This is a genomic window from Dyella choica (assembly GCF_003977665.1).
Lineage (GTDB): Bacteria > Pseudomonadota > Gammaproteobacteria > Xanthomonadales > Rhodanobacteraceae > Dyella_B > Dyella_B choica.
In genome coordinates, this window is record NZ_RYYV01000009.1 from 157519 (window position 1) to 171627 (window position 14109).

Genomic DNA, 14109 nt, shown 5'->3' on the forward strand with positions numbered 1-14109 from the left:
TTGCCCAGTGTCCGTCGACGCAGCAAGTCCTCGCCACTTCACGGGCCTGGGTTCGGTGCAACGGCGGTATTACAAGGTGATCTACTGAAGACCTAAACGCATGCCAAATAAGGATTATTTGACTTTGTTCGCCCCATCCACCATAGGGGCTACGGTCAGGCGCCAGTCGTTGGGGCTAAGACTTTGCATGCAGATAGTTTAACTGCGTATCGGAAGTGACATAGCTTTGACGCTGCGCTGCCTACTCCAAGGAATGGCGGACGCCAGTCCAAATGAAGAAGCAACGATTTGACGGCCAGCAGCCCGAATCCTTCCTGCAATCCACCACGGAGACACTTAATCGTCAAGCAGACGATTCTGGGGCCACATCAGTCGATCCGCTGCGTCAGCGATCCCATCACTGAGCAAGCCATAACAGGCAAGCCTTGCATGAATCGACCCGCTTGACGCTGATGGCAATGCTTGTGGCAATGCTCGAACAAAATGCGAATACCCATCCAGACGCCCATAAAAACGACTTCAACCGGATACTTGGCACCCCATAGTGATCCACAAGGAATCTTTTAGCCCCCATCACCGCGTCGCCGAACATTATCGCGGATTATTGATACTGACCTGCCGCTCCCGCCTAAAGCGACTTCGATGGCAAATGATTCGCACCGCCCGGATAAACGGACTAACCAGCTCCGAAAACAGCGAAGCTCAAACCGCATCAGTCGCCGTTTCCACGCTATGGGCGCATGGCTTGAAATAAAAATCCATACCACCAATACTTGGCCAAGAACCAGTTTGCGCGCCTAGCCGCTGGCTGCGAACGGAGCCCGCGAAATTCAGACAAGGATCAGGGGAAAGCATGGAACATCGACATAGGGTCGCTTTGTGCTGGGCAAAATCAAAGCCAGCTTTCGCTTTAGCCCGCATTGCATGCGCCGGCCAGCGCTTCCATCAGCAGCGTGGGATTCAGCAAACCAATTTTTGGTGAACGCCTCGACGCCCCCTCTAGAACCGTTCACCTCATGCGTCTACGCCCCAAAATGGTCATCCGACCTTTTGCACCCTCAATTGCATCTTACTTTTTTTAAAGAATGGACGCCGTGACCCACAAGCACCCTATCGCCTCGAACCCGATATTTTGCCTTGGCCAACTTAATGGGGACATCTGCAACGTTCGCAGCCGCTCTTCCATGGGTTCGACCAAGATTGCAGCTTCATCAAATCCACGAAAATGTGCATTGGCGATTGCGTGTGGTGCGGCGCTCCTGGCCGCAGCGCTATCGCCTCCTGCTTCGGCCGGAGCTACGTCAAATGCGGTTAACGTATGGAACGGCAATGGTCAGGCCATGCCTGGACCGCCAAGTAACAATCCCGAATTTTTTGATAACTTCCCTGGCACTCCCGGCGGTGGCGGTGGCATATGGACCATGACGTCACCGAACTGGACCAATTACGCATTAACGGTGCACGGCCCCATGTCGCCCCAACCGGGGGTTGCGGGCTTTTATGAATTCGGCGGCACGGTCCAAGTCGACAACAGCGCCGGAAAAGTAACGGTGACGGGTATAAATTTTATATCGCCCATCAACTATTCCATAACCGGAGATCCTGTTGCCCTTGCAGCAAATAACGGTGCAATGCCTATCATCAGCGTCGGTAACGGGCTGACCATCGGTGTTGGCTATCATGTGCAGATCGACAGTGTATTGACCGGCAATGCGGGACTAGAAAAAATCGACGAAGGCAAGCTGATACTTACGGCAAACAATACCTATACGGGCGGAACAATTATCGCCGGGGGAACGCTGAAGATTGGAAACGGCGGCACCACTGGCTCGGTATTGGGTAACATCAACATTAACAAATATGGTGAGCTATGGATTGATCGTTCCGATTCGTTCGCGCTCTCAAACACACTCAGTGGCGTAGGAAGTGTCACACAAGCAGGCACTGGCACACTGACCCTCACGGGCAACAATAGTGCCTACAACGGCAACATTTTTATTCAAAGCGGTGCGTTAGCCGTTACCGATCCTACTCAAGTAGGCAGCGCAGGTATCTCCCTGTTGGGTGGCGCGCTTCAATTGACCGGTAATTTTACGTTACCAACCCCAATTGCCGTGGCTGAAAGTGGACAAATTGATGTTGCGAGCAATTCCGTCGTTACTTTCGGCCACGGCCTTTTCGCCGGGGCCAACCTGCTGAAGACGGGTGCGGGAACGCTGACGATTGCAGGCCAGAGCTACCAAGACGCCCCAGTCGAGGTCGCTGCCGGAACGCTGAATATCACCAGCGATTTCGGCCATACGCTGAACGCACCGGACGGCAGCCCCATTACAGGCAGCTATACCATAACAGTCGACAACGGGGCGACCTTGGTGGCCGACAGCAATATTCAGGGTGTAGCCGTCCATAGCGGCGGCACCCTGTCACCCGGTATTGACGGGACCGGAACCATAAAGATCACCGGTGACTTGAGTCTCTCGGCGGGCTCGACCTATAACCTCGCTGCGAACGCATCCGGCCAAAGCGGCCTCGTCCAGGTCAGCGGGACCGCCAGCGTGCAAGGCAGCTCCGTGACCGTCAACGCGATCGGAAGCAGCTGGATGCCATCGACGCACTACACCATTCTCAGTGCGAAAAGCATCAATGGCGCGTTCGGCTCAGTCAGCTCCAACTTGCCCTTGCTGTCGCCCGCACTTAGCTACGACGCCAATGATGTTTATCTGACCCTGACCCCGAATATTGTGGAATTCGAGTCATTTGCCGTGACAGGCAATCAAAACCAGACGGCTTCAGCGCTCACCGCTTCGCCGAACAGCCTCGTTTACGACGCTCTGTTGCCGCTTACCGCAAATCAGGTAAGGACGGCCTTTACAGAGCTTACTGGAGATAGCCTAGCAAGTGCGCACGCCGCCATTCTTGAAGACAGTTACTTTGTGCGCAACGCCATCAACGATCATCTACTACGCACCGGTAGTACGGGCCAGATCGAGCAGAGTGACAACGACAGCAGCGTTTGGGCCAGCCTTTGGGGCCATGACGGGAATCAGGACAGCGATGGCAATGCTGCACGAATGCGGGTTAACGGTAGCGGTCTATTGGTTGGAGCCGATCGCAACCTGGACGCTTGGCGAATCGGCGCCGTTGTTGGCAGCGGCGAATTGTCCAGCCGGAACAGCGGCGGCGAGGGTGATACCCATAGTACTAACAAAACGTTCGGCCTCTACGCCGGCACCGCTTTGGATGCCTGGCAGTTTCAGGGCGGCGTCGCGCATAGTTGGTACACCACACGCAGTCACCGCTATATCAACGTGATTGGATTACAAGGAGCCACGGACGCAAACAGCAGCAACGGCATCACCCAGGCTTATTTCGATGCGGGATACCGGTTTATGTTCAGTCAGGGCAGCCTCTCTCCCTACACCGATCTTGCGCGCGTATGGATGCACCAAGGCGCCATTCGCGAGAATGGCAGTGCCGCCCTCAATGTACAAGCCGCCGACGTCGGCGTGAATTACGGCACCTTGGGTTTGCGGGGAGTGTATGAACCGACCGCCAATCTGCAGTTGCACGCCGCTGTGGGATACCAACATGCGATGGGCGACCTGCGCACTATCGACAAGCAGAGTTTTATCAGTGGCGGCAATGTCGATTTCACGGTAGCGGGCTTGCCCGTCACCAAGAATGCCAGCGTGGTGGATCTCGGCGTGCGATTCGCTCTCAGCAGAAGGCTCGATATCGAGGCCGGTTATCACGGACAATTCTCCAATCACGTGACGGACAGTGGAGCACGCTTGTCGTTGAATATGAAGTTATGACACCTCCAAGCAACCCGACAAAAGCCGTGCAAACCGCATGCATAAGGTTGCACGGCCGCTGTTTTAGCTAAATGCGCGCGGGAAAGCAGGCGATGGAAGCAACGGCATCGCCTGTCCGTCCCATTCATCATTGGAGCTACGAATCTATGTGCCTGGGTATGAGACTTGGTCTTCCTCTGGCCAATCACGAAAGGGGTGATCGAAGGAAATTTGCGCACGCATCCTGAGCAAGGTGTTTACCTCAATGCAGTGCCATGTCCTCGGCAACCCGGCGGCGCATGTAATGGTGAAATGACACCGATCTAGTACCAGTGGCCAGTGCCAGGAAATCGCAGCGCAGTCATTTCTCGTCTTGATGCATCGGGAGGTTCCCGGCCAAAGATTCAAGAGTATCCTTGGCTAAAGCTCTATGCGTTCTGCCCCAGGCGACGTGCCCCCTTCCAAAATGCCCTCCGGATTCCTAGCTGGCCCCCGGTGTCAGTGACTCCCCGGTGCTTCCCAGTCTCCGTCAGTTTTGCGCACGATCAGATCGCCCTTCCTTGTTCCGCCCGCTATCTGCCAGCCCGCCTTTAGCTTGAGAGTCCAACCTTGTCCTTCGACGATGCCAGCGTGGGCGCTCGCATCAGTTGGCGCAGCGACCGCCAGACGCTTCCAGTCAGGTGACATCAAGGCAGCATCGCGTACCTCGATCGTCCCCCAGTCCGAAATCACCTTCATGGTGGGGTAGACCGTGCCAGCATCGCCCATGGACACCAGCGTGCTCGGGTTGAACATCACATGCGGATCGTGCAGCGGCAAAACCAACAGAGGGCCGTCGATCAGTATTGCCTTATAGCTTGCCACTTGTTTCTGATGACGCTGCTCTCGCAGTTGCTCAGAAGCAAGCAGCGCCGCGCCGTGGTAAGCAGTTGCACGCGTCTGGATTTCTTCCTCCGATGCGGTGACTGGGTGGTAGCTGAGCGCCGTAGCCAGCAACTCCGAGAGCCCGATGTCGTTGGCGCGTATCTGGAGTCGCCACGTTGGTAGATAGCGATCAAGCAGCAAGCCATAGGCCGGGCCGGTGGCGTAAGCGAACGAACGTACGAAACTCGGTGTTTGCTCCCGGACGGCGAGATCCTTGCGCGCCAACGCAACCCGCTCCACCGGCGACAGCGCGCCCACGGTAACACCGGTGTACTCGGCCAGCCCTTCGTTTCGCTCTAGCGCTCGTTCCGTTGCGGCGGCGTTGGGAAACTGCTGGTGGCGGGCCGCCCGGAACAGCAAGGCATCCTCGATATGGCCGCGCCGGGCCTTTTCGTCCGTTGCCGCAAGTGCCTGGTCCAAAGCCCTCCATTCCAACTGCATCAGGTAGCGGCCCTGCAGCGCATCCAGGTGGTCGTTCCCTCCCCCCGGGGGCGGCGCCAACGGGGGCGGCGCCAACCCAATCCGCGGTTGAATGCGGTGAAACGACTCATGCGCCATGATGATGCGGCGCTCCCCCGCATCCGCCGGCATCGGCCACAGCATTTGCGCCCAACTTACACCGGCCCACTCCAACGAACTGTTGGACATCGACACCTCGTCGGGAAGACGTCCGATGAACACGTCCTGCTCCGGTTTCAACCGTCCCTGCGCGTCGGCCTGGCTGGCAATGATCCGGCGCGTGGATGGGTCCACGAACATCATGGGACCGCACAAACTGGCACCCCACAACCTGCCGTGATCGATGCTGCATTGGCGGTGGGCCTCGTCGAACCAGGCCTTCGCCTGGCCGGGCTCGAAGGGCGTCGCATCCGCCGCGAACAAATTCATGCAGGCACAGAAAGACAGCGCAAACGTCAGGAGCAGCCTTGAATGATGCATAGAGACTCCATCTCTGGGGAATGATGAACAGCGTTTCTCTAACGGGACATTCGGATTCGATATCGAACCCCTGAACAAATGGTCCGAAGCCCCTACCGCACAGCGTCCGAAGCCTAGCTCATAGCCCATCGCCAGGCGACAAATGGCAAATTGGGACATGGGAATGCCCCTCCCTTGGGTCGGGACTGAACGGTCCCTTCCGGGCAAGGCGCCCCAGGTCTTGTACATGGCCACGAGCCCCCATATGAGAAACCGCTAACACGAAACTCGGCCAAATCACGTAATCTATGGCCCTGCCCGTGGCAAGCACGGCACTCGCAAGGCAACGGCTACCCCGCCCCTCCCCGCGAGCAAGCGGCTGTTTCGTACAGCGCTATCCCCGTTTTCACAAACTCGAGAAGAACTAACCATGGTGGCTTTGGCGACCGAGCAAGTCATTGACGTTCATCATTGGAACGGCAGCCTTTTCAGCTTTCGCACCACCCGCGACCCCAGCTTCCGTTTCGACAGCGGACAGTTCGTGATGATCGGCCTGGAAGTGGACGGCCGACCGCTGATGCGGGCGTATTCGATTGCCAGCGCCAGCTGGGAGGAGCACCTGGAGTTCTTCTCGATCAAGGTCGAGAACGGCCCGCTCACCTCACGCCTGCAGCACCTGAAGCCAGGCGACAGCGTCACAGTGAGCCGCAAGCCCACCGGCACTCTGGTGCTGACCGATCTGAAGCCCGGCAAGCACCTCTACCTGCTCGGCACCGGCACCGGCCTGGCGCCTTTCATGAGCATCATCCGCGATCCGGAAACCTACGAGCGTTTCGACAAGATCGTGCTGGCGCATGGCGTGCGCAACATCAGCGACCTGGCCTATTCGGACTATCTGCAGAACGAGCTGCCGCAGCACGAATACCTCGGCGAGCTGGTGCGCGAGAAGCTGATCTACTACCCCACGGTGACGCGCGAACCGTTCCGCAACCGCGGCCGCATGACCGACAACATCGTGGACGGCGCGATGGCCGCCACCATCGGACTGCCGGCGCTCAATCCTGAGACCGATCGCGTGATGCTGTGCGGCAGCCCGGCCATGCTCGACGACCTGTGCGCGTTGCTGGATGCACGCAGGTTCCAGGCTTCGCCACGTACGCGTGAACCCGGGGATTACGTGATCGAGCGGGCATTCGTCGAGAAGTAGGTTGGGATGCAAGCCCCAGCCTACGAACGTACCCTGCCCTTGCCCTCGTTGTCCCAGTACCCGAACACCCTGCGCGCAATCAGCTTGTAGAGACGCTTCCCCGTTGCGCGCCACAACCGCGAATGCAGCGCCGGCGTATTCAACATCGCACGCTGGCGTGCCGTGAGCGCTTGTGCGCAATACGTACGCTTGTGCTTGAGCAGATGACGCAGGTCTTCGCGGGCCAATAGGCGAAACAGGCGGCCGCGTTTGCCACGCGTCCAGGCAATCTGGAAATCGACCAGCGCCGGGCGTCCATCCGCGCGCACCAGCCAGTTGGGCTCCTTCGCCAGATCATTGTGCACGATGCCGTGCCGGTGCAGTTGCGCCAGCAGACGCAGGGCGTCGCGATAGTACGCGCGATCACGCGGCTGCGCCTGCTGCATCGGTCTACCGGCGATGTAGCCGCGCAACAGCTCGCGGCCATTCCATCCCAGCAGCGCTGGAACCCCTTCAACGCCTTTGAGCTTCGCCAATGCACGTGCTTCACGTGCCGCCGCGCGGTGGGCAAATGCACTCGCCCACCAGCGGGCCGCGCGTATATCGCGACGAATGCACGTCACGCCGTCGCGCTGGACGACCTCGATGCGCCCCAGTTCGTCGGCCTTCAGCAGGATGGGATGATCTGTCACGTGCTTGTCAATGCGAGACTGTGCCAATGCTGCCGGAACGGCAGCAAACTATTGTCGCCGATTCGCGGCCCCGTCGCCCAAGGACCCCTGCATGCTGTTCATGGACATTGCCCTGTACGCGCTCGCCATTGCCTTGATCGTGGGCGGGTTGATCGGCACGGTGCTGCCTACTGTCCCAGGCATCCCGATGATCTTCGGCGGCATCTGGCTGGCTGCCGCGCTGGATGACTACCAGCATCTGGGTAGCGTCTGGCTGATCCTACTCGGCGTCCTGGCGGCCATTGGCGTGGCCATGGACTTCGTCTGCGCCTCGTTCGGCGCAAAGCGCGTGGGCGCCAGTTCGCTGGCGATCTGGGGGGCATCGATCGGCACCTTCATCGGCATGTTCCTGGGCCTGCCCGGGCTGATCCTCGGTCCTTTCGTCGGCGCCCTGGTCGGCGAACTCGTTTCCAGCAAAAGCGTGCTGCGGTCCGCCCACGTGAGCATCGGCACCTGGCTGGGGCTGCTGTTTGGCGCGCTGGTGAAGCTGGTGCTGTCGGTGACGATGGTGGCGCTGGCCGCCGGGGTATGGCTGCTGAACCTGTGACCCATGGCTTTGGAGGCATGTGTCGAGCGCATCATTGCGAATAAGCTCGCCTCTTTGAACCCAAAGGGATGGTCGTCATGATGAAAAGTCTCACCTTGGCCGTGGCAGTCGCCTTGGTCGCCACCGGAACGGCCCACGCCCAGGATGCCAAGACGCCATCCTGGGTCCAGCGCAGCAATGACGACGCCAAACCACTGCTCGAGGCCCAGGCGAAGTTCAATCCCGAGAACGCCTCGCAGATCGGCCTGCCAGGTTATGACGACAAGGTCAGCGACCTGAAATCGGGTACCGATGAACGCCAGGTCGCGGCCCTACGCGATGCGAAGAGCCAGCTCGACAAAATGGTGGCAGCCGAACACGATCCCAACGTGCGCCAGGACCTTCAGATCATGATCAAGGCGGCGGCGCTCAACATCCAAGGCATCCAGCTGAATGACAAATACATGCTGCCCTACTTCGACGTAGGCCAGCTCGTGTTCAACGGCGAGTTTCCACTGTTGAAAGACGAGGTCGACCCCAAGCGCAGGGCCTATGCGCTCAATCGCCTGGAATGCTACGTGGGCAAGGCCCCAGGCTGCACGCCGATCACGCAGCTAGCCGAGGCAAGAACAGCCGAGCGCCTGTCGGACGCGCATCTGCTCGGTCCATACAAGGGCAGCGTGGACCAGCAGCTGCGCAACACGCAGAGCTATGCGCAAGGCATTCGCGAGTTGTTCCAGAAGTACAAGCTTGACGATGCTCGGGGCAAGGCTGCGCTCGATGCGATGGACGCCCAACTCAAGGAGTACGACTCATGGGTACGCAAAACCGTCGTGCCGCACCAGCGCAGCGATTTTCGCCTGCCCGAACCGCTGTACACCTATAACCTCAAGGCGGTCGGCGTCGACATTCCCGCCGCGGACCTGATCAAGCAGGCGCAGCTCGAATTTTCGGAAATTCGCCAGGCGATGCAGATGATGGCGCCGGTGGTGGCGAAGGACGAGGGCATTCAGGCCTCCGACTATCGTGACGTGATGAAGGCCCTCAAACAGCAGCAGCTCGGCAAGAACGATGTGACGTCCTGGTACACCCAGGTCATTGCCAAGATCGAAGACGCCATCCGACGCGAACGCATCATCACGCTGCCGCAGCGCGAGATGCAGCTGCACCTGGCATCCGCCGCCGAGACCGCCAACCAGCCTGCGCCACATATGGATGCGCCACCGCTCATCAACAATCACGGTGAGCGCGGCACGTTTGTGCTGACCATGGGCAATCCGTCCAGCACCGGCAGCGCCTCGGATGCCTACGACGATTTCACCTTCAAGGCTGCCGCCTGGACGCTTACCGCGCACGAAGGCCGGCCGGGGCATGAACTGCAATTTTCAGCCATGGTGGAGCGCGGCGTATCGCTGGCACGCAGCCTGTTCGCCTTCAATAGCGTGAATGTGGAAGGATGGGCGCTGTATTCCGAAGGGGAAATGCTGCCCTTTGAGCCCCCTGCCGGCCAGTTCGGCGCTCTGCAGGCGCGTTTGATGCGCTCGGCGCGTGCGTTCCTCGATCCCATGCTGAACCTGGGCCTGATCAGCAAGGAACGCGCCCATGATGTGCTGCGTTATGACGTAGGCCTGTCCGAGGCGCTGACAGGCGAGGAACTGGACCGTTACACCTTCAACAGCCCCGCCCAGGCCACTTCGTATTTCTACGGATACATGCGCCTGCAGCAGTTGCGTCTGCAGACGGAACTGGCGCTGGGCAAGCAGTTCAACCGTCAAGCCTTCAACGACTTCGTCATCGGTCAAGGCCTGTTGCCGCCGGATCTGATGGAAGAAGCGGTGCGTACGCAGTTCGTGCCCGCGCAGAAAAAGTGATCCTGCCGCCCCTCTCCCTTCGGGGAGAGGGCTGGCGTTCGCAGCCCAAGCTGCCGAACTCCCTCGCCCCTTCAAATAATCAAAAGTCTTGCCGCGCACCCGGATGGCACCCTCACGCCAGGCCACACAAAACCACCCCGCTACAGCGGGATGAAAGTGTGGCGAGGCTCACAGCCCTCGCTTCGTGAAGACTGTCATCACACAGGCTCCACGGTTCACCAAGCTAGCTTCCGGGAACATAGCTGTCGCGGATATCGCCTCCCCGATATCCGCTAATCCTGCAACCCCGCTCCCCCGCGGGGTTTTTTTTGGAAGAAAAGAGCTCCCCCGCGCGAACGGAGGAGCTGATGGGCAACAATCAGTAGCGCAAGGTAACGCTGCTCGCCGTATGGGAGACGTTGTAATTGCACTGCGGGGTAGTGGAGCCAACCGGGTAGTCCGAACCCCATGGCGGGTTGGAAATCTGACTGAAGCCGGTGTTGTAGACCGCGATGCTCGAATACGTCAGCGGCGAACTGGCCGGCAACTGGTTGCAGCTGCTGACGCCATAAACTTCCATCACGCCACCGAACACCCAGCGCAGGTTGCCGTAAGGGCTGGTGCTGAGCGTGGTGCTCTTGCCGGTGGTGACATCCTTGGAGGTAATGGTCCAGGTGCCGCAATTGTTGGCAGCCTTGCACTGGGTGATCCCCAGGATGGTGTCACCCGCTTTCACGCTGATCGGGCCGCTGTAGTAAGTGGTCCCGCTTACACAGCAGTTCCAGCTTGATAGCGTCCATATCGTGCCACTGAAAGCGTCATAGCCGAGCACCGGCTGCAGAATGCTTTCCACCGTGGGCAGTTGCTCCAGTCCCGGGAAGAAATAGTCGGTCTGCCCGGACTGATTGGTCGGCGTGCTCGGCACCTTCCAAGTCGCCACGATCTTGCCGATGTTGACGGAGCTGCTGTAATTGGCATCTTCCACCCAGCCGTTGATGGTGGGTTGGCGCAAGGCCTGGATCAACGGCATGAAGGAACTTCCGTTCGGTTCCACCCGCGTGCCGTCGAATCGATAGTGCGCCAGCGTGCAAGCTGCCGGTTTGTGCACCATGCCATTGGGCAATTCGATGCTGCCGTCGGCATGCAAGGTTTCGCCCTCCTCCACGCGCTGGATGCACGAGGCGGAAAAGAAGCCGTTCGGCGTCACCACGTAGTCGGCCGGGACGCCTTGCGGTCGCAGGTTCGCATCGAACTCGCCCAGCGCTTTGGGCGTGAACGATTGGCTAGCGTCATCCGCCGCGAACGACATACCGCACGCGGCAAACGCGGCCATGACCACGAGCGCGCATGCGCTTTTCCACGCTTTCCGTCGTTGCTTAAATGGTTTCATGATACGCGTACCTCTTCAAAGTGAGTGGACGCGCTCCTTCGCCGACGAAGGGCTTATCACCGCTCGAGGTGCAACGCAGACACCAGACCCCCGAAGGGTACCCCTACCCTCCCTGTCGCCCCGGCAAGCAGGGCCGGGGCACTCTCGGCGCAAAGCCGTGCATCAGCGGTGAACGAATGGTTGGCTTTTCACAAGCCGTGTACGTCTCACCGCACAAATCCAGCAGCCGGAAAATTTCGCCCATGTCCGGGACGCCGCTCAATGAACGGCACCCAGTTCCCGAAGCGTTGCCAGCATGTCCTGATTGCCTTGCTTGGCGGCAATGGCCATGGGCGTTTGGCCCTGGGCGTCGCGGCTGTCCAGATGCGCTCCCGCGTGCGCCAATTCGGCCAGCAGATCTTTTCGACCGAATAGCACGGCAAACCAACGACTGCGATCGCCGGAGGCAGTGCGGTAGCGAAGATGAAACTCGGCACATGCACCTCGTCGATGTACGTCATCGTGTTATGGCTTCGCGCCGGATCACGATGTCGCGCCGGCATTCCGGCCCCTCTCAGGTCGCGTGCGGGAAACAGCCGGTGCGGCGTTCCAGGGTGGCGAAAACGCGGAAGCGCTGTTCCCGCCTCAGGTTTGCCAAGGTCGATTCAAAGTGGGCGAGTTAGTCGATCATGGCGGCCTCTATAGCAATGGCCTGCCGCCAGGGGGGGGCCGTAGCAATCCTACGGGGCTCGCACGCATTGTTGAAATTGAAAAATGCCACCGATCGATATTAGCCATCTACAGGTGAGCCAACCCATCCATCACACCATTTGGACGGCTATTGCACAAAACCGGGAAGTAGGCATAGGCTTGAGCCGCATCCGCACGATCCCCCCGTGTCCCCACACGGCGTGATGGATGCCTACAACCCACATCGAAAGTCAGGAGGTCGTCCTATGTCGTCCGCAGGCCTGGCAGTCGTTCGTCATGCGCATCATCCGGACATGGCGCGTGTTTCCGCGCTCAGTGCAGCCATCGCCCTCAACCTTGTCGCCTTGGTCTTCGCACTGCGCCCTTTGGCTCCGCAGATCGCCGAAGTGCTGACATCACCTAAAACCACTACCATAACCATGATCGAGCCACCGCCGGTGCAGCCACCGCCTCCGGACATCCTGGTGAAGCCGCTGCCGAAAGCCGTGCCGGTTGCCCCGCACGTGCCGATCGTGCAGCACGAGCAGCCAAAATCCCCCCCCATCACCGCCCCACCCACGATCGAGCCTTCGCCTAACAGTCGACCTGTTACGCCAACACCGACTGCTCCGCCACAGACCATCGCGCCGGGCGTGGTGTCATTGGCCTATCGCTCGTCGCCGTTGCATTTCCCAACGCAAGCCCTGCGCATGCATGTGCAAGGCACGGTGCTGTTGCGCGTGCTGGTGGATGAAAGCGGCAAGCCGGTCGACGTCGTGATCGAGCACAGCAGCGGCTCTGCCGTGTTGGACAAGAGCGCACGTGAGCAGGTGCTGGCGAGCTGGCTATTCCAGCCGGCCGTGATGGCCGGTCATGCGGTCAAGGCGTGGGCGAGCGTGCCTGTCAGCTTTGTGTTGAACGATATGTAAAGAACGACCGGCACGGATAGGGAGGCAGGGGAGAAAAACCGGCACTGAGGCGGCGCCGGCGGCCTTCCCTGCTCCCTGCACCATTCAGTGCGGAACCGGCGCGACCGAGGGCTTGCGTGCAAGATGGACTATCGTCCAGATCAGGCCGAACAGGAGCAATGCCGGCAGCATTACCGGCAGCAACGACAAGGCGATCAGCGGCAACACCAGCAGCATGACCAGGCCGCCGATAACGATCCCCAACGCCCCGGCAAACAGGCTGAACAAACCGCCGATCAGTCCAAAGGTCAGCTTGAAGACCAGGCCGACCAGCCACAGCCCGCCTACCACCAAGAAAATGACCATCAGCTCGATCATGTCCGTTCCTCCGGCATCGTTACGCGCTTGGATGCGCTTGGGCTCGACAAAGGTTTAAGGATTTGTCTGCAAGGCCTGCACAGCCGATATCCTTGGCTCCGCTTGATGACAAGCATAGGCCGATGCGGCCGACGTTTCATGCTACGGAAGTCATGCCGGCTCTGCTGCGGCCTTACGACCATTTAACGGCGTGCATGCTCCACTGCGGAGCATCTTAGGTCTGCTCAAGAACCGTATGCGCACCTATCGACACAGTCTTAAACGCTTGCGTGATATGGCGCTGGCCTATTCGCTGGAAAAAAACCCGGATCTCGCTTCGCTTGCCCGCGAACTCGGCGCAATCGTGCATCGCGATGCGCACAAGCTTGCCGACGGCCTTTCCGATTTGCGTACGCACAATCGCGGTTTCGAACGCTGGCTGGTCGCGCGACGCAGCCACCCCGGCGTCAGCGTCCTGGTAATGGCATGGCCGCCTGGCTACAGCACGCCGTCGCATGATCATGCGGGTTTTTGGGGTATCGAGCTGAGCCTGTATGGCGCGCTCGAAGTGGAATCGTGGTCGCGTGCATCCACGTCGGAAGCTTGGCAATTGCGCGGCCGCGACTGGCTCGGCCCTGGCGATGCGACCTGGTTCGACGCGGACCCGCCTTACATGCATCGCTGCCGCAATCTTTCGCGACAGGAAACGGCGCTGACCTTGCACGTATACGGTGGCGACCTCGAAGATTTTGCCGCGTATGAGCAGGTCGAGGCAGAGCCGTACTGGCAGAGCTTGCTGCAAAGAGCTCGGATCGCCGGCCCGCTGCGCGTCTGACCTGGGCAAACGCGTTTTTCG

11 protein-coding genes are annotated in these 14109 nt (G+C 59.7%); 6 read left to right on the forward strand and 5 right to left on the reverse strand.

The genetic code is table 11. The features are described 5' to 3' along the window. Window positions 1-1184 precede the first annotated feature (1184 nt). Window positions 1185-3815, forward strand: coding sequence for an autotransporter outer membrane beta-barrel domain-containing protein (locus EKH80_RS13675; RefSeq protein ID WP_158628837.1), 2631 nt, complete (start codon window positions 1185-1187; stop codon window positions 3813-3815). Window positions 3816-4292: 477 nt separating this feature from the next. On the opposite strand, the gene EKH80_RS13685 is transcribed toward EKH80_RS13675, so the two are convergent. Beyond that, window positions 4293-5816, reverse strand: coding sequence for a hypothetical protein (locus EKH80_RS13685; RefSeq protein ID WP_148110425.1), 1524 nt, complete (start codon window positions 5814-5816; stop codon window positions 4293-4295). A gap of 250 nt (window positions 5817-6066) precedes the next feature. Here EKH80_RS13685 and EKH80_RS13690 point away from each other — a divergent pair, with 250 nt between their 5' ends. Then, window positions 6067-6843 carry a ferredoxin--NADP reductase gene (locus EKH80_RS13690; protein ID WP_126685330.1) on the forward strand — a complete coding sequence of 259 codons (777 nt, stop codon included), beginning with the start codon at window positions 6067-6069 and terminating at the stop codon, window positions 6841-6843. Between the two features lie 20 nt (window positions 6844-6863). On the opposite strand, the gene EKH80_RS13695 is transcribed toward EKH80_RS13690, so the two are convergent. Next, window positions 6864-7514, reverse strand: a complete 651-nt coding sequence (locus EKH80_RS13695; RefSeq protein WP_230473677.1) for an RIO1 family regulatory kinase/ATPase domain-containing protein — start codon at window positions 7512-7514, stop codon at window positions 6864-6866. Window positions 7515-7614: 100 nt separating this feature from the next. On the opposite strand from EKH80_RS13695, the gene EKH80_RS13700 reads away from it, so the two are divergent. Next, complete coding sequence (locus tag EKH80_RS13700; protein ID WP_126685383.1) at window positions 7615-8100, forward strand: DUF456 domain-containing protein; 486 nt, start codon at window positions 7615-7617, stop codon at window positions 8098-8100. A 77-nt stretch (window positions 8101-8177) separates the two neighbouring features. Continuing rightward, window positions 8178-9950 carry a DUF885 domain-containing protein gene (locus tag EKH80_RS13705; RefSeq protein WP_126685331.1) on the forward strand — a complete coding sequence of 591 codons (1773 nt, stop codon included), beginning with the start codon at window positions 8178-8180 and terminating at the stop codon, window positions 9948-9950. A 358-nt stretch (window positions 9951-10308) separates the two neighbouring features. On the opposite strand, the gene EKH80_RS13710 is transcribed toward EKH80_RS13705, so the two are convergent. Further along, window positions 10309-11319: a hypothetical protein gene (locus EKH80_RS13710; protein WP_126685332.1), complete on the reverse strand. Its 1011-nt coding sequence runs from the start codon at window positions 11317-11319 to the stop codon at window positions 10309-10311. 258 nt (window positions 11320-11577) lie between these two features. Continuing rightward, window positions 11578-11736, reverse strand: coding sequence for an ankyrin repeat domain-containing protein (locus EKH80_RS13715; protein WP_126685333.1), 159 nt, complete (start codon window positions 11734-11736; stop codon window positions 11578-11580). Window positions 11737-12254: 518 nt separating this feature from the next. Here EKH80_RS13715 and EKH80_RS13720 point away from each other — a divergent pair. Further along, window positions 12255-12917 carry an energy transducer TonB gene (locus EKH80_RS13720; RefSeq protein WP_126685334.1) on the forward strand — a complete coding sequence of 221 codons (663 nt, stop codon included), beginning with the start codon at window positions 12255-12257 and terminating at the stop codon, window positions 12915-12917. A gap of 84 nt (window positions 12918-13001) precedes the next feature. On the opposite strand, the gene EKH80_RS13725 is transcribed toward EKH80_RS13720, so the two are convergent. After that, window positions 13002-13274 (reverse strand): hypothetical protein, encoded by a 273-nt coding sequence (locus EKH80_RS13725; RefSeq protein ID WP_126685335.1) that lies wholly within the window; start codon window positions 13272-13274, stop codon window positions 13002-13004. Between the two features lie 235 nt (window positions 13275-13509). Between EKH80_RS13725 and EKH80_RS13730 the strand changes: the two genes are divergently transcribed. Next, entirely contained in the window at window positions 13510-14088 is a 579-nt protein-coding gene (locus EKH80_RS13730; RefSeq protein WP_126685336.1) for a cysteine dioxygenase, read from the forward strand. Window positions 14089-14109 lie beyond the last annotated feature (21 nt).